The 18293-nt window shown below is 69.3% G+C and carries 14 protein-coding genes and 2 tRNA genes; 4 read left to right on the forward strand and 12 right to left on the reverse strand.

The features are described from left to right. The first annotated feature begins 147 nt into the window (after positions 1 to 147). Positions 148 to 1809, forward strand: coding sequence for an AbeC-like domain-containing protein (locus tag AC5DRG_RS10110; RefSeq protein WP_491809665.1), 1662 nt, complete (start codon positions 148 to 150; stop codon positions 1807 to 1809). Between the two features lie 67 nt (positions 1810 to 1876). Here the strand turns inward: AC5DRG_RS10110 and AC5DRG_RS10115 are convergent, their stop codons facing one another. Next, a complete protein-coding gene (locus tag AC5DRG_RS10115) occupies positions 1877 to 2467 on the reverse strand; it encodes an HIT family protein (protein ID WP_491809666.1) in 591 nt (196 codons plus the stop codon). A 67-nt stretch (positions 2468 to 2534) separates the two neighbouring features. Between AC5DRG_RS10115 and AC5DRG_RS10120 the strand changes: the two genes are divergently transcribed. Further along, on the forward strand, positions 2535 to 3191 hold the full coding sequence (locus AC5DRG_RS10120; protein ID WP_491809667.1) for a potassium channel family protein: 657 nt from the start codon (positions 2535 to 2537) through the stop codon (positions 3189 to 3191). A gap of 28 nt (positions 3192 to 3219) precedes the next feature. On the opposite strand, the gene thrS is transcribed toward AC5DRG_RS10120, so the two are convergent. The 3 genes from thrS to AC5DRG_RS10135 all read right to left on the reverse strand — a co-directional run bounded on the left by thrS (position 3220) and on the right by AC5DRG_RS10135 (position 7120). Beyond that, the gene (thrS, locus tag AC5DRG_RS10125) at positions 3220 to 5196 is read right to left on the reverse strand and encodes a threonine--tRNA ligase (protein WP_491809668.1); all 1977 of its coding nucleotides are present in this window, start codon (positions 5194 to 5196) and stop codon (positions 3220 to 3222) included. A gap of 122 nt (positions 5197 to 5318) precedes the next feature. After that, positions 5319 to 6557 carry a hypothetical protein gene (locus AC5DRG_RS10130; protein WP_491809669.1) on the reverse strand — a complete coding sequence of 413 codons (1239 nt, stop codon included), beginning with the start codon at positions 6555 to 6557 and terminating at the stop codon, positions 5319 to 5321. Beyond that, a complete protein-coding gene (locus AC5DRG_RS10135) occupies positions 6554 to 7120 on the reverse strand; it encodes a DUF4365 domain-containing protein (RefSeq protein ID WP_491809670.1) in 567 nt (188 codons plus the stop codon). Before AC5DRG_RS10135 ends, AC5DRG_RS10130 begins: the two co-directional genes overlap by 4 nt. Positions 7121 to 7288: 168 nt before the next feature. On the opposite strand from AC5DRG_RS10135, the gene AC5DRG_RS10140 reads away from it, so the two are divergent. Then, positions 7289 to 8014 carry a 3'-5' exonuclease gene (locus AC5DRG_RS10140; protein ID WP_491809671.1) on the forward strand — a complete coding sequence of 242 codons (726 nt, stop codon included), beginning with the start codon at positions 7289 to 7291 and terminating at the stop codon, positions 8012 to 8014. Positions 8015 to 8071: 57 nt separating this feature from the next. Here the strand turns inward: AC5DRG_RS10140 and AC5DRG_RS10145 are convergent. Both AC5DRG_RS10145 and AC5DRG_RS10150 read right to left on the reverse strand, forming a co-directional pair. Continuing rightward, positions 8072 to 8143 (reverse strand) — tRNA-Val (locus tag AC5DRG_RS10145). A 39-nt stretch (positions 8144 to 8182) separates the two neighbouring features. Then, positions 8183 to 8629 (reverse strand): SRPBCC family protein, encoded by a 447-nt coding sequence (locus tag AC5DRG_RS10150; protein WP_491809672.1) that lies wholly within the window; start codon positions 8627 to 8629, stop codon positions 8183 to 8185. 66 nt (positions 8630 to 8695) lie between these two features. Here AC5DRG_RS10150 and AC5DRG_RS10155 point away from each other — a divergent pair, with 66 nt between their 5' ends. Continuing rightward, complete coding sequence (locus AC5DRG_RS10155) at positions 8696 to 11131, forward strand: SCO7613 C-terminal domain-containing membrane protein (protein ID WP_491809673.1); 2436 nt, start codon at positions 8696 to 8698, stop codon at positions 11129 to 11131. 64 nt (positions 11132 to 11195) lie between these two features. On the opposite strand, the gene AC5DRG_RS10160 is transcribed toward AC5DRG_RS10155, so the two are convergent. From AC5DRG_RS10160 to AC5DRG_RS10185, 6 genes are all read right to left on the reverse strand, one after another. Beyond that, positions 11196 to 13931: an exo-rhamnogalacturonan lyase family protein gene (locus tag AC5DRG_RS10160; protein WP_491809674.1), complete on the reverse strand. Its 2736-nt coding sequence runs from the start codon at positions 13929 to 13931 to the stop codon at positions 11196 to 11198. 100 nt (positions 13932 to 14031) lie between these two features. Next, positions 14032 to 14622, reverse strand: a complete 591-nt coding sequence (locus AC5DRG_RS10165; RefSeq protein ID WP_491809675.1) for a hypothetical protein — start codon at positions 14620 to 14622, stop codon at positions 14032 to 14034. A gap of 19 nt (positions 14623 to 14641) precedes the next feature. Then, positions 14642 to 15514, reverse strand: a complete 873-nt coding sequence (locus AC5DRG_RS10170; protein ID WP_491809676.1) for a carbohydrate ABC transporter permease — start codon at positions 15512 to 15514, stop codon at positions 14642 to 14644. Next, on the reverse strand, positions 15511 to 16467 hold the full coding sequence (locus AC5DRG_RS10175; RefSeq protein WP_491809677.1) for a carbohydrate ABC transporter permease: 957 nt from the start codon (positions 16465 to 16467) through the stop codon (positions 15511 to 15513). The genes AC5DRG_RS10170 and AC5DRG_RS10175 overlap by 4 nt, the downstream gene beginning before the upstream one ends. A gap of 14 nt (positions 16468 to 16481) precedes the next feature. Beyond that, positions 16482 to 17768 carry an ABC transporter substrate-binding protein gene (locus AC5DRG_RS10180; RefSeq protein WP_491809678.1) on the reverse strand — a complete coding sequence of 429 codons (1287 nt, stop codon included), beginning with the start codon at positions 17766 to 17768 and terminating at the stop codon, positions 16482 to 16484. A gap of 371 nt (positions 17769 to 18139) precedes the next feature. After that, a tRNA-Val gene (locus AC5DRG_RS10185) sits at positions 18140 to 18211 on the reverse strand. Between the last annotated feature and the right edge of the window lie 82 nt (positions 18212 to 18293).

Here is an 18293-nt window from a genome sequence, read left to right on the forward strand (position 1 = left end):
GCTCCCCTCCGCGTCGGCGGGCGGCTTTGGTCGTCCGCCGACGAATGTCGGTGGCTGGGGATACGCTGATGACCTGATCAACAGGTGTGCGGAGCACGGAAGTCGGGAAAGCCGCAGGAGCGACACCAGCGGCAACCGGGGGTGGGAATGAGCTTTGACACGGGGTACGAGAACATCTTCGGGCCACAAGTGCCCCGCACGGGCGACGAGAGCCAGACAGCGACGTTTGCCCTGGCGTCAGCGGCCTACCGGGACAACGACGTCAAGGACATCCTCAAGGCCAACAACGAATGGCACGAGTCGACCGTCAAGGACGGCCGCAAATGGGCCACGATCTTCAAGCCCAACCTCGGTGAGGCGTTCTCCCGGGCCGTCATCGACCGCATGATCGGCCCGGGCCGTAAACCGCTCATCCAGTCCTTCGGCACCGAGCCCCAGGTCGTCGTCGAGCACTGCCTGGCCGCCCACCGCATCCGCCGGGACCGGGACAAGATGCTGAGCGCGGTCATGGTGCTGTGCGGGCTGCTGTTCCTGCCCGGGCTCCTGGTCTGGCTGCTGGTCTTCCAACTGCGCACCTCCCTCGGCAAGTCCGCCAACAACAAGGCCTCCGCGCTCGCCACGGCCCTGCTGGTCGCCGTCGGCGCGGTGGCGGTGATCTTCCTGATCCGCATGCCGTTCACCGGCTTCTGGGCCTGGTACGCCCGCGCGGCGGTTGTCGCGCCCGTCCTCGGCTGGTTCTGGGCCAAGCAGATCTGCGAGCGAACGGCCAAGGATCTGCGGGGGCGTTGGGACAGCCTCCTCGCCGGAAGCAGCGTGGGCGCCAAGGTCCCCGAGGCGGTACCCAGCAGCCCCGGCGAGACCCAGGCCGAACAACTGCGCCAGTCCCTCCAGAAGCTGACCGCCGAGCAGCGGTCCAACTCCGTCTTCTACGCCGGCCCCAAGGGCATCCTCGGCATGGGCACCCGCTGGGGCAGCTGGCAGCTCGCGGAGGACCTCGTATCGGCCAACCCCGACCGGGAGATCCACCCCTTCCGCAGCTGGGACGTCATACGCTCCATCCACGACCAGTTGCGCATGCTGGAGCGCGGTCCCCTGAACACCGGTGGTTTTCCGAAGCCTTCGATACGCCACTGGATCGTCACGCCCATCGCGGAGAGCGCGAAGGCGGTGTCCCGGGTCGAGAGCACGGACGTCGAGGCCTTCCAGGTCAAGAACCACGCCATCCAGGACATCTGCAACAAGCAGCAGTTCGGCAGCGGTGACCGGCACTATCTCGGGGTGCAGTGGACGTTGTGGGACGGGCAGTTGGTCATCACCATGATGATCACGGTGACCGTGCTGCACGAGACGCTGCGCATCGAGGTCACCGGCCATGCGCTGGGCCCGGTGAACGGGCTGTTCACGGGCAAGCCCGAGGCCCCCACCAAGGAGGTCCAGAAGTCGCTCAAGCCGTGGGAGACACGGAAGGTGAAGCTCCCGCTGGCCGGCACCGACGAGGTGGTACGACTCACCGTGCGCGCGCCCATCACCTGGTACCCACCGCTGCTGAACTGGCTCGGCGGCTCGATAGCCCTGCCCGAACCGTTCGGCCTGCGGCACGCCTGGGCCGACCAGCCCTGGCGGCATCGCTTCATGGCCGACGACGCGTTGCGCGCGGCGGCACCGGTGCTGCGCGTGGTGCACGCGGCGGCCATCCGCGTACTGAAGGAGAACGGCGTGGACACCGAGAAGTTCGGGAACCGGTCGGCGTTCCTCAGCACGTCGGTGCAGGACGTGTCGCCACGGAAGGCCGATGTGTATGACGCGTAGGCCTCTTGGGTGACCGTCCCTGGAGGCTGCGGCCCCCAGACCCCCTTCGGCCCGAAGGGCCTCGTCCTCAAACTCCCCCAGAGGGGGGACCCCCAGACGGGCTGGAAGGCCAGGCCTCCGCCAGCATCTTCCGGGTGTCGGCCAGCAGCTGGGGCAGCACCCTCGTGTGGCCCACGACCGGCATGAAGTTCGTGTCGCCACCCCAGCGCGGGACGATGTGCTGGTGGAGGTGGGCGGCGATGCCGGCGCCTGCCACGGTGCCCTGGTTCATGCCTATGTTGAAGCCGTGCGCGCCCGACGCGGTCCGCAGGGCCGTCATCGCCTGCTTGGTCAGGGCGGCGAGCTCGGTGGTCTCCGGGTCCGTGAGGTCCGTGTAGTCGGCGACGTGGCGGTAGGGCACGACCATCAGGTGCCCGCCGTTGTAGGGGTAGAGGTTGAGGACCGCGTACACCTGCTCGCCGCGCCTGACGATCAGGCCGTCCTCGTCGGACTTCGCCGGGATCGAGCAGAAAGGGCAGCCGTCGTCGGCCCCGGGGCCTGTCGGCTTGTTCTCACCCTGGATGTAGGCCATCCGGTGGGGCGTCCACAGGCGCTGGAACGCGTCCTGCGTCCCCACTCCGATCTGCTGCTCCGGCTCACTCGTCATGCAGTGCAGCATATTGCGTCGCCCGTTCGCGGCGTGTCGGCGGGGTTCCGGGAAAAGCCTCCCGGGCCAAGCTGGGCGGGTGGATGACGACAGTGTCCAGACCCGCTGGGAGCGGCGCACCGAGATGCCCCTCGCCGTCGCGTCGCTGATCTTTCTCGCCGCATACGCGGTCCGCGTTCTGGCCCACGGTCTGCCGACGGTGTGGCAGAACGTCTGCCTCGCCGTGCTGCTGGGCGCCTGGCTGCTCTTCGTTATCGACTACGGGGTGCGGTGGCGGCTCAGCGGGCGGCGGCTGGGCTTCGTACGAACGCACTTGCTGGACACCGTGGTGCTGGTCCTGCCGCTGCTGCGGCCGCTGCGGGTGGTGCGCGTGTACGAGACGGTGCAGCGGCGGCACGGTCAGCCTCGGCTCGCGCTGTACGCGCGCGTGATGGTCTACGCCGGTCTGTCCTCCGTGCTGCTCGGGTTCGCCGGTTCCCTCGCCGTCTACCAGGCGGAGCACGGGGCGCCCGGCGCGACCATGCGGACCTTCGGGGACGCCGTGTGGTGGGCCTGCGCGACGCTCGCCACCGTCGGATACGGCGACGTCGCCCCCGTGACCCCGAGGGGCCGGGTGATCGCCACCGGGGTGATGGCGTGCGGGCTGGCCCTGCTGGGGGCGGTGACCGGCTCGTTCTCGTCGTGGCTGCTCCAGGTCTTCTCCCGGGAGGACGACGAAAGGCCCCCGGGGAAGTGAGTTCCCCGGGGGCCTGTGCAGCGGTCGGTCAGACCTGGGTCCGCTCCTCCACAATCTTCGCGATCTTCGCGATGGCCTCGTCGAACGGGATGCCGTTCTCCTGGGAGCCGTCGCGGTAGCGGAAGGAGACGGAGCCGGCGGCCATGTCCTCGTCGCCCGCGATGACCATGAAGGGCACCTTCTGCTTTTGGGCGTTCCTGATCTTCTTCTGCATGCGGTCGGAGGAGGAGTCCACCTCGACCCGCAGGCCCTGCTTCTTGGCCGCGGTGGCGAACTTCTCCAGGTACTCCACGTGCGCGTCCCCGATCGGGATCCCCACCGCCTGCACCGGCGCCAGCCACGCAGGGAACGCACCCGCGTAGTGCTCCAGGAGCACCGCGAAGAACCGTTCGATGGAGCCGAACAGCGCGCGGTGGATCATGACCGGGCGCTGCTTGGAGCCGTCCGGGCCGGTGTACTCCAGGTCGAAGCGCTCCGGCAGGTTGAAGTCGAGCTGGACCGTCGACATCTGCCAGGTGCGGCCGATGGCGTCCTTGGTCTGGACGGAGATCTTCGGCCCGTAGAAGGCGGCGCCGCCCGGGTCCGGAACCAGCGGGAGGCCCTGCTTCTCGGCGACCTGGCGGAGAGTCTCCGTCGCCTCCTCCCAGACCTCGTCGGAGCCGACGAACTTCTCCGGGTCCTTGGTCGACAGCTCCAGGTAGAAGTCGGTCAGGCCGTAGTCGCGCAGCAGGCCGAGGACGAAGGTGAGCGTCTTGTCGAGCTCGTCGGCCATCTGCTCGCGCGTGCAGTAGATGTGCGCGTCGTCCTGGGTGAAACCGCGGGCCCGGGTCAGGCCGTGCACGACGCCCGACTTCTCGTACCGGTACACGGTCCCGAACTCGAAGAGGCGCAGCGGCAGTTCACGGTAGGAGCGGCCGCGCGCGTCGAAGATCAGGTTGTGCATCGGGCAGTTCATGGGCTTGAGGTAGTAGTCCACGCCCTCGTCGAGCTGCATGGGCGGGTACATGCCGTCGGCGTACCAGTCCAGGTGGCCCGAGGTCTCGAAGAGCTTCCCCTTCGTCGCGTGCGGGGTGTAGACGAACTCGTAGCCCTCCTCCTCGTGACGGCGGCGCGAGTAGTCCTCCATCACGCGGCGGACGATGCCGCCCTTGGGGTGGAAGACGGCGAGGCCGGAGCCGATCTGCTCCGGGATGGAGAAGAGGTCCAGCTCGGTGCCGAGCTTGCGGTGGTCGCGCTTCTCGGCCTCGGCGAGGAAGTCGAGGTGGGCCTTCAGCTCCTCCTTGGAGGGCCAGGCGGTGCCGTAGATGCGCTGGAGCATGGGGTTCTTCTCGCTGCCGCGCCAGTAGGCGGCCGCGTTGCGCATCAGCTTGAACGCCGGGATCGCGCGGGTCGACGGCAGGTGGGGACCGCGGCACAGGTCCTTCCAGCACAGGTCACCGGTCTTGGCGTCCAGGTTGTCGTAGATCGTCAGCTCGCCGGCGCCGACCTCGACGTCCGCGCCGTCGTCGGTCGAGGCGGAGCCCTTGATGCCGATCAGTTCGAGCTTGTACGGCTCCGAGGCGAGCTCCTCACGGGCGGCCTCGTCGGTGACCACACGACGCGAGAACCGCTGCCCGCGCTTCTGGATCTCCTGCATCTTCTTCTCGACGGCCTTGAGGTCCTCGGGCGTGAAGGGCCGCTCGACGTCGAAGTCGTAGTAGAAGCCGTCCTTGACCGGCGGGCCGATGCCCAGCTTGGCCTCGGGGAACAGCTCCTGCACGGCCTGTGCCATGACGTGCGCGGTGGAGTGGCGCAGGATGTTGAGGCCGTCCTGGGAGGAGATCTCGACGCCCTCGACCTCGTCGCCCTCGGCGAGGACGTACGCCAGGTCCTTGAGCTCGCCGGCCACGCGCGCGGCGATGATCGAGCGCTCGCCGGTGAAGAGCTCGGCGGCCGTGGTGCCCGTCGTCACCGTGCGCTCTTCCCGCTCGGAATCGCGTTGGATGATCACACGGACGTCTGACACCGGTCTCTCCTGACTGAAGGCGAATGCGGGCGCCGTACCTGGAGCGCGCGCAATACCGGATCGTACCGACCCGAGGGTGCCCACCGCGAAACGGATGTCCGAAGGCCCTCGTCAGGGGCGGCTCAGTCCTCGCCGCTGCACGCCTCCTCGAAGAAGGCCGTGATCTCGGCGGTCTCCTGCACCGACTTCATCAGCCGGTCGCGCTCCGCCTCGTCCACTTGAACAGGTACGACGCCGGCGGCCCCGGTGAGCCGGCGGAAGCCGCCGCGGCTCTCCAGGCGCCCGTGGACGCGGATCGGAAGGCCGACCAGGTGCGCGTGGCCCGCTATGCGGTACGCCTCCTCGTCGAGGGTCATGCGTACGTGCGGCACCTCGGCCCCGGCGATCACCCGCAGCCGTACGGCACCCTCGCCGCGCGGCCCGGCCCTGCGCATGCGCGTCACCGTTCCGGTGATCCGCACCGGCATGGACGGTTCGTCGCGCAGATAGCGGGCGCCCGCCTCGCGCAGCACGGGTAGGTCGCCGGGCGAGAACTCCACGGCCTCGGTGGGTGCCGCGCAGCCCTCGGGGACGCCCGCGCCGGGCGCCCATTCGACGGCGATGCGGGCGCCCTCCGTACCGCGGACGAGGGTGACGAGGGCGTCGGTGAGTTCGCGGCTGACGCCCGCTTCCACGGCGCCGTCGAAGGCGTCCATGCCGCCGGTGGCCCGCTGGTAGTCGATGGCCTCGCGGACGGCGTAGAGGGCCTGGTGGAGGCGTACGGCGAGCGGGCGGCCGGTGTCGACGGGGACGAACGCGGTCAGCAGGCGGCCGCCGGGTGCGCCGCCGACGAGGACGTTCTCCAGGGACGCGGCGGCCGGGCGGCGGTGCCGGGCTCCGTAATAGCCGGCACGCGCGCGTGTGGCGAGTGCGGCGGCCAGCAGCATCTGGCGGGCGGCCGTGCGCAGCTGCTCCTCGACGGTCCAGGGCGCGGCGCCGGCCGGGCCGGTCGGGACGTCCCGCCACCAGCGGATCTCGTCGCTGGGTACGGCGAGGCCGACCAGGACGTCGCGTGCGGAGGGCGAGCCGCTGCGGGACAGTGCGACGAGTGCCTCGCCGAGGAGGTCGTCGCTGTCGGGGAAGGCCCGGCTCTCGGGCACGAGCAGGCTCGTGCCGCCAGTGCCGGGCCCCGGTGGGGTCCAGCGGCCGTAGCGTCCGGCGGCTCCGCCGCGCCGCTGCCAGCCGTGCCGGCGCAGTAGTGCGCTGAGGACGGCGGGGTCGACGTCGTCGGGTCGGGGGGCGCGGTCCCAGTCGGTGGCGGTGTGGTCGTCGGGGTGTGGCCGCACTGGCCGTACGGGCTCGTCGATGGGGCGGTGCGTCATGGCCTGCCTCCCGTACCGACCCGCGTCATGATCTCGCACAGGGCACGGTCGTCGAAGATGCGTGCGGTCGGTATCCGCACGGTGGTCCGAGTGCGGCCGGTGATCGCGTGTCCGGCCAGGTTGACCCAATAGCAGCAGTGCCGCAGGTCGAGCCGGTCGTGGCTGGCGCGCAGCCAGTCGTCCTGCGATCTGGGCACGAGCATCACGACCAGGATCTTGTGCACCGAGACCGGGGTGCGGGCGAGCTTCCTGAGGTGGTCGTTGTCGAGCGTGAAGGAGAAGGACCGGCCCGGTGGGTTCGGTGGGATCTGGTACGTCGCCTTGAGCTGCACCTTGATGGTGACCTCGTCGTCGACGGTGTGCCCGGCGGCGCTGTGGCTGACGTGCCAGTCGATGCCGTTGTCCGGAAAGGGCTGGGACAGCGAGCAGCCGGCGGCGGCCGCGACGGCGTGCAGATAGCCCACCTGCAGTGTCTCCATGCAGGCGGTGGTGGCGAGTGAACCGCGATGGGGGCCCGTGCGTTCGGGCAGCAGCCCGCCCCGCTCGGGCTGCGCTATCGCCATGACCAACAGCCTTCCACGCTCAGTGAATCCCCGTGATGGCCTCCTGAACTGCGAAGACCCGTACTCCTGTTGTGTCCTTCCGGCGTACGACACAAACAGCCCGGGTATCACCAAATTGGCAGAAGACGGTGCGTCACCTGCCGTGGGTGAACGAGGAGTTGTGTACGTATGACGTGCTGGTACGAGGGGCCTCTGGCCGCGTTCGACACCGAGACCACGGGCGTGGACGTCGAGACCGACCGAATCGTGTCGGCCGCCGTCGTCGTCCAGGACGCCCCCGGCACCCGGCCACGGGTGAGCCGGTGGCTGGTGAACCCGGGTGTGCCGGTGCCCGCAGGGGCTACGGCGGTACACGGACTGACCGACGAGCATCTTCAGCGCAACGGCCGCTGGCCGTCGCCGGTGATGCATGAGATAGCAGGCGAACTGGGCGAACAGGCTTCGGCGCATCGCCCGCTCGTGGTGATGAACGCCCCGTTCGATCTGACCATCCTGGACCGTGAGTTGCGTCGCCATCGCGCCTCGTCCCTGAGCCATTGGTTCGAGGCGTCACCGCTGCTGGTGCTGGACCCGCGCGTCCTCGACAAACACCTCGACCGTTACCGCAAGGGCCGCCGCACCCTGACCGACCTGTGCGCGCACTACGACGTCTCGCTGGAGGGCGCCCACGACGCGGCGGCCGACGCGATGGCGGCCCTGGACGTCGTACGGGCGGTGGGCCGCCGCTTCGCGACCCGTCTGGAACGCCTCTCCCCCGCCGAACTGCACACCCTGCAGGCGGTATGGCACGCGGCACAGGCCCGCGGCCTACAGGCGTGGTTCGCCCGCAGCGGCACTCCGGAGGCGGTGGACCCGGCGTGGCCCCTGCGTCCGGATCTGCCGGCGGCCGCCTGAAGGGGCCCGCACACACAAAGAAGCCGGTCCGTCGGTGACGGACCGGCTTTCTCCCGGTGGGCGATACTGGGTTCGAACCAGTGACCTCTTCGGTGTGAACGAAGCGCTCTTCCACTGAGCTAATCGCCCGGGAACGCACTGAACAATACAGGTCCCCGCGGGCTTCCTTCAAACCGCTTGCAGGTAGGCCGTCAGTCCTCGCCGGCCCGAGCGCATCATCAGCCAGTGGTTGGCGCGGAACGCGGGCCGTCCCGGGACGGCGAGGCGGCGCAGGAGTGGTTTGTTGACGTCGACCAGCTGGTCGTAGCGGACGAGGCTGCCCGGCCCGCCCGGGGTGACCGTCCAGCGCGCCCAGCCGTCGAGGTCACCGGACATGGAGATCTCCAGGACGCCGGCCGAAGGATCGCGGCGCGTCTCCCGCGCGGTGAAGGAGATGTCGTACGGGAGGAGTGAGCGGATCCGGACGACGCCGCTCGTGTCGTCGACCCGGTCGACCTCGCGCACCTGCCGCCACCAGCGCGGGTAGTCCTCGGCCCGTTCGAGGACGTCGTAGACGGTGGCGGGCGGTGCGGGCAGGGCCCACAGGCTGCGGAAGCGGTAACGGGTCCAGTCCATGGGCAGAGTCTGCCCGCGCGGGGCGTTGCTTTGCGGCATCTGAGTACGTTCTGAGTACGCGCACTCATGCCGTACGACGTGACGTGGACCACACTCCGATGCATGACCCACATCCCGCCACCGGCCGAGGAGTTGCGGCTCCTGGACGCGGAGCTGTGGCAACTGGACGCCCGTCGGACCCAGTTGCTGGCCCGCCGCGCCTGGCTGGTCGCCGCCCTCCGTCCGGTGCCGTCGGCGCCCACGGCAGCCGCCCCAAAATCACCTCGTCCCGAGACCAGCGCACCCGGCGTACAGAACGTGCTCCTCGTGCTCGGCGGCGTACTCCTCACCATCGCGGCGATGGTGTTCACCCTGGTCAGCTGGGGTCACCTCGGGATCGCCGGGCGGGCTCTGGTCCTCGGCGGTATCACGCTGGCAGCGCTCGCCGTCCCCGTGCCGCTGCTGCGACGGGGGCTGCGCTCGACCGCCGAGTCGGTGGCGGGCCTGGGGCTGGCGCTGACGGTGCTCGATGTGTACGCGCTGCACGAGGTCGCGTTCACGGGGGCGGACGGCGCGGCGTACACGGCGGCCGCGTCGGCGGTGCTGGCGGGGACGTGGGTGGCGTACGGCCTGGGGCTCAGGGCACTGCGCGGCCCTCTCCCCGCCGCCCTGCTGGCCGCCCAACTGCCGCTGCCCCTCTGGGCGTTCGCGGCGGGCAGCGGCCTGCACGTCATCACGACCGCGGTCCTGCTGACGGCCGCGTTCGACATGGTTGTCGCGCTCCGGGTGTCCATCCGTTCCGTACGTCTTCTCGCGGCGGGCGGCGCGTTCGGGATGGGCGGCTGGGGCGTGCTGGCGACCGGCTCCATGTCCCTCGATGCGGCCGGTCCGAGCGCCGCCGCCCGTGCGGCGGCGCTCTTCACCCTCGCGGCGGCCATCGCGCTGACCGCCGCGTGGCTAGGGCCTGTGTCGGAAGTGGCGCGCCCCGGGCGAACGACGCCACTTCAGACACAGGCCCTCGCCCCGGGCCCGGCGATCGCGACCGGCACGGCGGCTGCGGCCGGCCTGCTCGCGGTCGCCGCGCTCGGCGGCATCCTGCGCGCGTCACTGCCCGGCGACTGGACGGTCCCCGGCTATCTGGCGTGCGGAATCGCGCTGTTGGCGGTCGTCGTACGAGGTCCATTTCCGGAAGCCGTACGCCGCGGCCTCGCCGGAGCCTCGGGGGCCGTGCAGGCGTGCGCCGTGCTGTGGGCGCTGCCGGTCGTCGCCGTCACGCTGCTCGGACCGGTCGAGTGGATCTCACGCGCCTGGTCCGGTGCGCCGGCCAGCGCCCGCGACGCGGCGACGACGGAGGCCTTCTGGCCACCGCACGCGGCCACGGCTCCCCTCGTCCTCATCGCAGTCGCCGGGGTCCTGGCCGCCTTGGCGGTCCGCGTCGAGGAGTGGCGCCCGCGGGCCCTGACGGCCGCCCTGACCCTGACGTGGGCCGCGACGCTCGTCGTCCCGCCGGCGCTCGAAATCCCGTACACCGCAGGCCTGTTCGTGCAGGGGCTGGCGACGGCGGCACTCCTGAGCTTCACTTCCCGAACACCCACCGCCCTCGCCCTCCTGACCTCCCTCAGCCTCGCCTTCGTCGCCCTGGCCACCGAGGCGACGACCCTCACGGTGCTCGCCTCATTGACCGCCCTGTTCGCGGGAGCCGCGTGGCGCGGCCGTCTCGCGCCGGTGTCGGCCTCCGTCTGCGTCGCGTACGCCACCGCCCTCGCCTGCGCCGTGGGCGCGAGCCTCGACTGGCAGCCGCAGCACATCGCGCTGCTGGTGCTGGTGATCCCGTTGGCCACGGCCCTGCTCGCACCGCGCATCAGCGGCACGACGCGGGTGGCCTTCGAGGTCACGGGAGCCGTCGCGGGCATGGTCGCCGTCGGCCTCGCACTGGCCGACCCGCCCCTGCTGGCGCTGGTACTGGCCCTCTGCGGAGTGATCGCCGCGGGCACGGCCGTACGCCTCGACCGCCGCCCCGTCGGATACGCGGCGGCGACCCTGTTCATCCTGGCCACCTGGGTGCGCCTGGCGTCCTGGGACGTGGGATCCCCGGAGGCCTACACCCTGCCGGTGACCGTCCCGGCACTGCTGATCGGCGCCCTGCGCCGCCGCCGCGCCCCACAGACGTCGTCCTGGACGGCGTACGCCCCCGGCCTCACCGCCACGCTGGTGCCGAGCCTCATAGCGGCCTGGGGCGACCCACAGTGGACGCGCCCCATGCTCCTGGGCCTGGCCGCCCTGTCCATCACCCTGCTGGGCGCCGGCTACAGCCTCCAGGCACCACTCCTGCTCGGCGGTTCGGTGCTCACACTGGACGCCCTGCACGAACTAGCCCCGTACATCGCCCAGGTGACAGACGCGCTCCCCCGCTGGGTACCGCCCGCGCTGGCCGGACTCCTGCTGCTGGCACTAGGGGCAACGTACGAGCAGCGCATCAGGGATGTAAGAAGGGTGCGAGGAATCCTGGGCAGGATGAACTAACCCAAGGGGCGCGGGGAACTGCGCGACCAGCCACAACGGACCCGCAGCTCCCCACGACGGACCGCTACGGCATCTTGTCCCCAAGCAACGCCAGGTTCTCAATGGCGGCGAGGCCATAGAGCGCGGTGTCGTTGGTGGACACCCAGCCGGCCTCACTACCCGGCACCAGCGTGACCGGCCCGCTCAGCTCCTCCACCTTCCACGGCGAAGCCTCCTTGTAGCCATCGGAGTTGTAGAACTTCGCCCACGCGCGCGTGGCAAGCGCCGCGTCCCCGGTCTGCACGGCCGCATACGCATCGAGACGCGAGTGCCCCTGAAACAGCAGCAGCGTGCCGAAGTTGGAGCCGTAGCGTGCCGCCTGTTCGGCCTTGGTGGCGTTGAAGTATCGGCAGTAGTCGAAGTAGGCCTCGTTGAACGCCGGCATGTCGACGAGGTCGATGAGCTCGGCGCACAACTCGTTGAGCCCGAAGACCGCCGAGAGATGCGAGACGCCGACAACAGGCGATGCGGCGATCGCGAACTTCCCGGTGTCGAGGTCGTACAGCCCACTCCCCTGCACAAAGCCGTTGGGCTGAGCGGCGATCGTCTCCATCGTCGACAACACGCGCGCCTTGGCCTTCTCCCACTTCGGCCCCTTGCGCTCCCATTCCGTCAGCCACGCCGACACGAGCCCGCTCCAGTCCGTGCCGAACCCGATCGACAGGGCGTGCCGGTCGGGTGTGTACGGCTCGGTGCGGATCTTGCGGATCGGGTCGAGGACGAGGAAGGTCTCGTCGGAGTCGACGTTGGCGTGCATGAGGTCGCCGACGCGTTCGTCACCGGTGAGGAAGTAGTAGTAGCGCCGATACGTCGTGTTGGCGATGCGCTGCTGCTTGGCGCTGTCGGCGTAGTGCTGCACACCGTGCCGGGTGCCTAGGCCGGCCCACTGGCCCAGGTGATAGACGTCGACCTCGCCGGTGTGCCGGGTCATCGCCTCGGCGAAGCGGAAGATGTCGGCGCGGCCGCTGCGCAGATACGCGAACCAGAGCCAGAGGTCCGGCGAAAGCTCGGAGTTGTCCCAGGCGTAGCCGCCGATGTCGTATCGCCACTGGTGCCGGACCGTGTCGTAGGTGTGCATGATGTCGCCGTAGTCCCAGAAGCCGTACCAACGGCGCATCTCCACCTGGTCCTTGTAATAGGTGAAGAGGAAGTCGAGATGGTCCTCGATCTTCGCCTTGGCGTCGGTGGAACGGTCGGGCTCGGCGTAGAGACCCGGCCCGAAGACCCCGGCCTTGATGAGCTGCTTGGGCGGCGCGGCCAGCTGCGGCAACACCCGTACGGCCTCGACCTGTTCAGCCAGAGCGGCCGGCGAAGGCGTCGACTCGTTGGCCCAGAAAAGGAGTTCGGAGGTGCGGGCGATGCCGTACGGGGTGCCGAACTCGGGCTCGTAGTCCTCGTAGGTGATGTTGAGGCCTTCGAGCTGTTCGGCGTAGGTGTCCTGGCCCATGCCGTCGTGGTAGAAGCGCAGGTCCATGGGCTGGGCCTCGGGTGACCAGAGCCAGAGGGTGACCTCGGCCTCGTCGGTCTGGGCGTCGCGGATGTCGAGCTGGGCCGGGAACTTCTCCCAGAAGTCCCGCAGGCCGAAGGAGAATCCGCCGCTCACGCCACCGACGTACCCGAATCCTGAGGCGCGCTTGCCGCCACCGGCGCCGATCCAGCCGTGCCCCTTCTTGGTGCGCTTGCGGAGGGTGAAGCCGTCGGCGGAGAGCTGGGAGAGGGTGTAGTCGCCCCACTCGGGGATGTACTGGAGCCGGGTCGTGACGCGCTGGTCCCAGGTGGCCGGGTCGGGCAGCTTCTCGCCTGCGTACTGGGCCGTCTGCACGGCCGCGCCCGGGTCGCGGCGCAGCCCGGTGATGCCCTTGACGGCCTCGCGCAGCAGACCGGTGCCCTCGCCGCCGATGCGGATGTGCCGGTCGTAGGCGGCGTCCCGCATCGGCACGGTGAAGCGGATGCCCAGGCCGCGGATGAAGTCGCCGCTGGCCTTGCCGGGCTCCTGGGTGCCGTCGAAGGTGACCGTGTGCACCATGCGGAAGGAGTCGGCGCCCGCGTAGAAGTAGAGGCGGATGGAGAACGGCAGCCAACTGCGGCTTCCCTTGCGGTGCTTGCCGTCGATGCGGACGACGGCACGGACCGGGCCCTCCTGCTCGACGACGACCTCGCCGATGGCGCTCTCGAAGCGTTCGAACTTGGTCGCGCCCTGGTCCTCGTCCTCGATCTCGGGCTGGCGGATCAGGACGAGGCGGCCGTTCTTGGCGATCTCGGTGGAGCCACGGGTGACGGACTTGACCAGTGTGGAGCCGGACTTGCCGATCTTCGCGGTGATGACCCCGGTCGATATGTCGATGGTGCCGCCGCTCTTGTCGACGGTGACCTTGTTCTCCGGTGCGGCGCTCTCCCCGGCGGAGAGCGTGAGCTTCCCGGAGCCCGAACTGACCGCGTGGGCCGTCCACTTGAGGGAGCCGTCCGGCCAGTAGGCGATCGGCCACGACTGGACGGGCACGGCCTTGCCGTCGGCGTCCGCCAGCGCGAAGGTCTGGTCCTCCTGGTACGCGCCCTTCGGCCAGGGCACGCCGACCGTGGAGCCGGGTGCGGCGCCGAGACCGCCGTCCTCCAGCCAGTCCAGCGTCACCGGGTCCGCGTCGGCGGCCTCGGCTCTCACGGAAGCCTGCGCGTCCTTCGCTCCGAGCGCCCAGCTGAACTGAGCGGCGGCTCCGGCGACGGCGGCCGCCTTGAGGAGGGACCTGCGGGGAATGGGAGACATAGGGATTCAGCCTTTCCGTTCCGTACGAGTGCGGGTGGTCAGGGGCATGACAGAGAGATACGACGCCCAGAGCGCCGACCTGGTGTGCGGGCACCGCCCGTCAGCGGCGCCGGTGGCGCTCCTCCACGGCGACGGCCGCCGCCGCGACGGCCCCGAGGACGGGAACCGCCAGCGGCGGAAGGAACCCCGCGGACAGGGCTACGACGGCGAGCCCGCAGACGATCAGGAAGGACCCGGCCGGATCGCGCACGGTCCGCCGCCCGGCGTCGGCGAGCAGCGCCCGCCAGGTGGCACCCGGCGTCCAGACGGCAGCCGCCCGCAGCAGAGCCACGGCGAGTCCGATCAGCGCGAAGATGCCGACCGCCCCGACGAAGGGCCCGCCGGGTATCCCGGCCCGCGCCGCCTGGACGTCCACCCAGACCGCGCCGGCCGCCGGCCAGCCGAGGAGCCCGACGGCCCATCCGCCGCGCAGGGCCGCCCGGAAGTCCGCGACGAACTCCCGCAAGCCACCGCCCACATGGGCCGTACGACGCCGCAGATGTTGTGCGCCGGCGGCGAAGGCGGCGGGGTAGGTGACGACCCCGAGACAGGCCACGGCGATCCACACCCCGGTCAGCAGACACTCGGCGAAGACCGCGAAGCGCTCGCCGAACACGGACTCCTTGCGGGCTTTCACACGCGCTTGCGCCATGGTGACCGCCTCAGCCCTTTCACTTGAGTCCGGACGTCGCCATACCGTCGATGAGGTACCGCTGGAAGGCCATGAAGAAGGCGATGACCGGCACCAGGGCCACCAGCGACATCGCGATCATGCTGCCGTAGTTGGAGATGCCCTCCTGGTCGCGGAACATCATCAGGCCGAGCGAAACGGTGTATTTGGAGGGGGTGTTGAGGTAGATCAACGGCCCCATGAAATCGTTCCAGGCGTTGATGAAGGTGAAGATGGCGCTGGTGATGATGGCAGGCCGGCACAGCGGCAGCACGATGGACCAGTAGGTCCTCAGGTGTCCGCAGCCGTCCAGCTTGGCGGCCTCGTCCAGCTCGCGCGGCAGCCCCCGCATGAACTGCACCATCAGAAAGACGAAGAACGCCTCCGTGGCCAGGAACTTGCCCGCGACGAGCGGCACCAGCGTGTCGATGAAGTCCAGCTTGCGGAACAGCACGTACTGCGGGATGAGCAGAACGTGGTACGGCAGCAGCAGGGTGCCGATCATCAGCGTGAACAGCAGGTTCCGCCCGGCGAACCGGATCTTGGCGAAGGCGTAGGCGGTCAGCGAGCTGGACACCACGACACCGACCACGGCAAGGCCCGCGTACATCAGCGAGTTGGTGAAGAAGCTGCCGATGGAGATGCCGGAGATACCGTCGGCGAGCCCGGAGAAGTTCGCCCAGACCGGCTTGGCGGGCAGCAGGTCGATGCTGGCGATGATGTCCTTGCTCGGCTTGAACGAGGCGCCGACCACCCAGATCACGGGGTACAGGACGACCGCGAGGATGACGAGCGCGCCCACGTGCCAGGCGAGGGATCCGACACGCCGCCGCTCGCCCGCGGTGCGCACGGCAGGGCTGGTGGCACTGGTCACTTGGCGGCCTCCTCGTAGTGCACCCACTTCTTCTGCGACCAGAACAGGACCGCCGTGACGAGCGCCACCGCGATCACCAGCGTCCAGGCCATCGCGGAGGCGAAGCCCATCTGGGCCTCCTTGAAGCCCTTCTGGTAGAGGTAACAGGTGTAGACGAGCGTGGCGTCTGCGGGCCCGCACCGGGTGTCGGAGACGACGTACGCGGAGCCGAACACCTGGAACGCGTGGATGGACTCCAGCAGCACGTTGAAGAACAGCACCGGCGAGATCATCGGCAGCGTGATGTTCCAGAACCTGCGGAAGGGACCGGCCCCGTCCACCTCGGCGGCCTCGTACAGCTCCCGCGGAACCTGCTTGAGGCCGGCCAGGAAGATGACCATCGGTGCGCCGAACTGCCAGATGCTCAGGGCCACCAGGGCGTAGATGACGTAGTCCGGGTTGCCGATCCAGCCGCCCACGTCGAGCCCGAAGATCTTCTGCGTACGGTCCACGATCGCGTCGTCGGAGAACAGCGCCCGCCACACGAACCCGACGGAGACGCTGGCGCCGATGAGCGAGGGCATGTAGAACGCCGCCCGGTACAGGCCCTGTCCGCGTCGGCTCTGCGCGAGCAACAGCGCGACGCCGAGCGCGAGCAGCAGTTTCAGCGGCGTGGCCACGACGACGTATTTCAGCGTGACCTCCACCGACTTCTGCCAGCGCGGGTCCTGGAACATCGTCGTGAAGTTGTCGAGCCCCACCCATTTGGGCGGCGTGAACAGGTTGTAGCTGGTGAACGCGTAATACAGCGACGCGATCATCGGCCCCGCGGTGAGCAGCAGGAACCCCGCGATCCACGGCGACATGAAGAGATAGCCGGCGAGGTTCTCGCGGCGCCGCCCGCGCCGCCCGGCGGCAGGAGCGGCGGACCGCTTCTTCGCCGGGCGCGCGGGCGCTTCCTTGACGAGCGTCATGGTGGTACGTCCCCTCAGCCCGCGAACGCGGCCTTGGCCTCGCTGAACAGCGCTTTCGCTCCGTCGGCGGGCTTGGTCTTGCCCTGGGCGATCTCACCGCCGATCCGCAGGAACGCCGCCTCGATGACGTCCGCGCCGGACGGGTGCGGGGTGATCTTCCCGAGCACGCCGGCCTTGGCGACCTCGTCCTCGTAGGCCGCGACGCCCTTGTTGTTGGCGTCGGTCGGCTTGAAGGCGTCGTACTGCTCGGTCGTGGCGAGGATGCCGCGGTCGTAGCCCATGATCTTGCCGACCTCGGGGTCGTGGACCATGAAGCTGATGAACTGGGCGACTTCCTTGGGGTGTTCGGTCCCGGAGAAGGCGCTGAGCATCAGCGAACCGAGGTATTGGCCGGTGTCCTTGCCGTCCAGGGTGGGGATCGGCGCGAGCCCGTAGTCCGACTCGCCCTCGCCCTCGTAGCGGATGGAGAAGTTGTCCCAGGTGAACTCGGACGCGGCGAGTCCCGCCGACAGACCGGACTTGGGCTTGACCTGCTCGATCTTCTTCGGGTCGGCGACGAGCCCGGACTTCACGCGCTTGTAGCCGTCCTCCCACCACTGCGTCACATCGTCCTCGGTGAAACCGAGATCGGAGTCGGTGAAGAAGGCCTTGCCGTCCTGACGCAGATACAGGTCGTAGAGGTACATGATGCTGAAGTAGCCGGTGTCACCGGCGATCTTCAGCTTGTCCTGGATCGTCTGCAGCGCGTCGAAGTACTCGTCCCAGGTCCAGCCGAACTTCGGCTCCACGCCCGCCTTCTCGAAGGCCTTGAGGTCGATGACCAGCGACATGGTGTTGGCGCCGACGGGTATGCCGATCTGCTTGCCGTCGACCTGACCATTCGCCAGAACGCCGTTGCGGAAGTTCTCCAGGCTCAGATTCCCGGAGTCCGCCTGCGTCTTGAGATCCATCAGAACGCCGCGCTTGTCGTACTTGCGCAGAAAGCCGACCGCATTCTGGAAAACGTCCGGCGGATTACCGCCGGAGGCCTGGGTCTGGAACTTCTCCCAGAACGCTTCGTAGTCGGTGAATTCAGGCTTGATTTTGATCTTAGGGTACTTCTTCTCGAAGAGCGCGATCGTCTTCTTGATGGCGATGGTGCGCGGCTCGCCACCCCACCACGCATAACGGAGCGTCACATTCCCGCCCCCGGAACCACTGTCACCCCCGCACCCGGTGGTCGCCGCCAGTCCCAGCGTGGCCGCCGAAACTCCAGCCACCTTCAGGATCGTACGCCTCTCAACATTCCTGCCGGTTCCCACAGTCGGGCCCTCCCCGCAGCGTCGCTGCCGCCTGCATGAATCGTTTCAAGTAAGCGCTTGCTGGCACAAGGTACGGAGGGCCTGAGGGTGCGTCAATGATTCGGACAGGAATTTCTTGTGAGCCGGCTCTGCGACTCGACGGCACAACCGAGCGGAAACCAGGGGCCGGTGAGGAGATGCCGCAGGTGGGGCGCGTGCGGTCGACGCGCCGAACGGTGAGCACCCTGCCGGACGCGAACGCCGCTCGGCCGAAAGCCGCCTGTCCGACAGGGGCTTGACGCCGGCGCGCGGGACCAGCTTCACGGATCGGACGACCCGCAGATACGACGACGGCCCGTCCGCGTGATCGCAGACGGGCCGTCGTATCCGGGTGGGCGATACTGGGTTCGAACCAGTGACCTCTTCGGTGTGAACGAAGCGCTCTCCCGCTGAGCTAATCGCCCGGACGCAGGGAGAACACTACCCCATGTCAGGGAGTGCCTCCGACCAGTCCTGACCAGCGCCGGAGCCGGTCCGGGCCCTCGC

It is taken from the genome of Streptomyces sp. JLBG701 (assembly GCF_058544905.1).

Coding starts and splice junctions, on each gene's coding strand:
- AC5DRG_RS10110 (WP_491809665.1), top strand. CDS start 148: ATGAGCTTTGACACGGGGTACGAGAACATCTTCGGGCCACAAGTGCCC.
- AC5DRG_RS10115 (WP_491809666.1), bottom strand. CDS start 2,467: ATGCTGCACTGCATGACGAGTGAGCCGGAGCAGCAGATCGGAGTGGGG.
- AC5DRG_RS10130 (WP_491809669.1), bottom strand. CDS start 6,557: ATGACGCACCGCCCCATCGACGAGCCCGTACGGCCAGTGCGGCCACAC.
- AC5DRG_RS10135 (WP_491809670.1), bottom strand. CDS start 7,120: ATGGCGATAGCGCAGCCCGAGCGGGGCGGGCTGCTGCCCGAACGCACG.
- AC5DRG_RS10140 (WP_491809671.1), top strand. CDS start 7,289: ATGACGTGCTGGTACGAGGGGCCTCTGGCCGCGTTCGACACCGAGACC.
- AC5DRG_RS10150 (WP_491809672.1), bottom strand. CDS start 8,629: ATGGACTGGACCCGTTACCGCTTCCGCAGCCTGTGGGCCCTGCCCGCA.
- AC5DRG_RS10155 (WP_491809673.1), top strand. CDS start 8,696: ATGCCGTACGACGTGACGTGGACCACACTCCGATGCATGACCCACATC.
- AC5DRG_RS10160 (WP_491809674.1), bottom strand. CDS start 13,931: ATGTCTCCCATTCCCCGCAGGTCCCTCCTCAAGGCGGCCGCCGTCGCC.
- AC5DRG_RS10165 (WP_491809675.1), bottom strand. CDS start 14,622: ATGGCGCAAGCGCGTGTGAAAGCCCGCAAGGAGTCCGTGTTCGGCGAG.
- AC5DRG_RS10175 (WP_491809677.1), bottom strand. CDS start 16,467: ATGACGCTCGTCAAGGAAGCGCCCGCGCGCCCGGCGAAGAAGCGGTCC.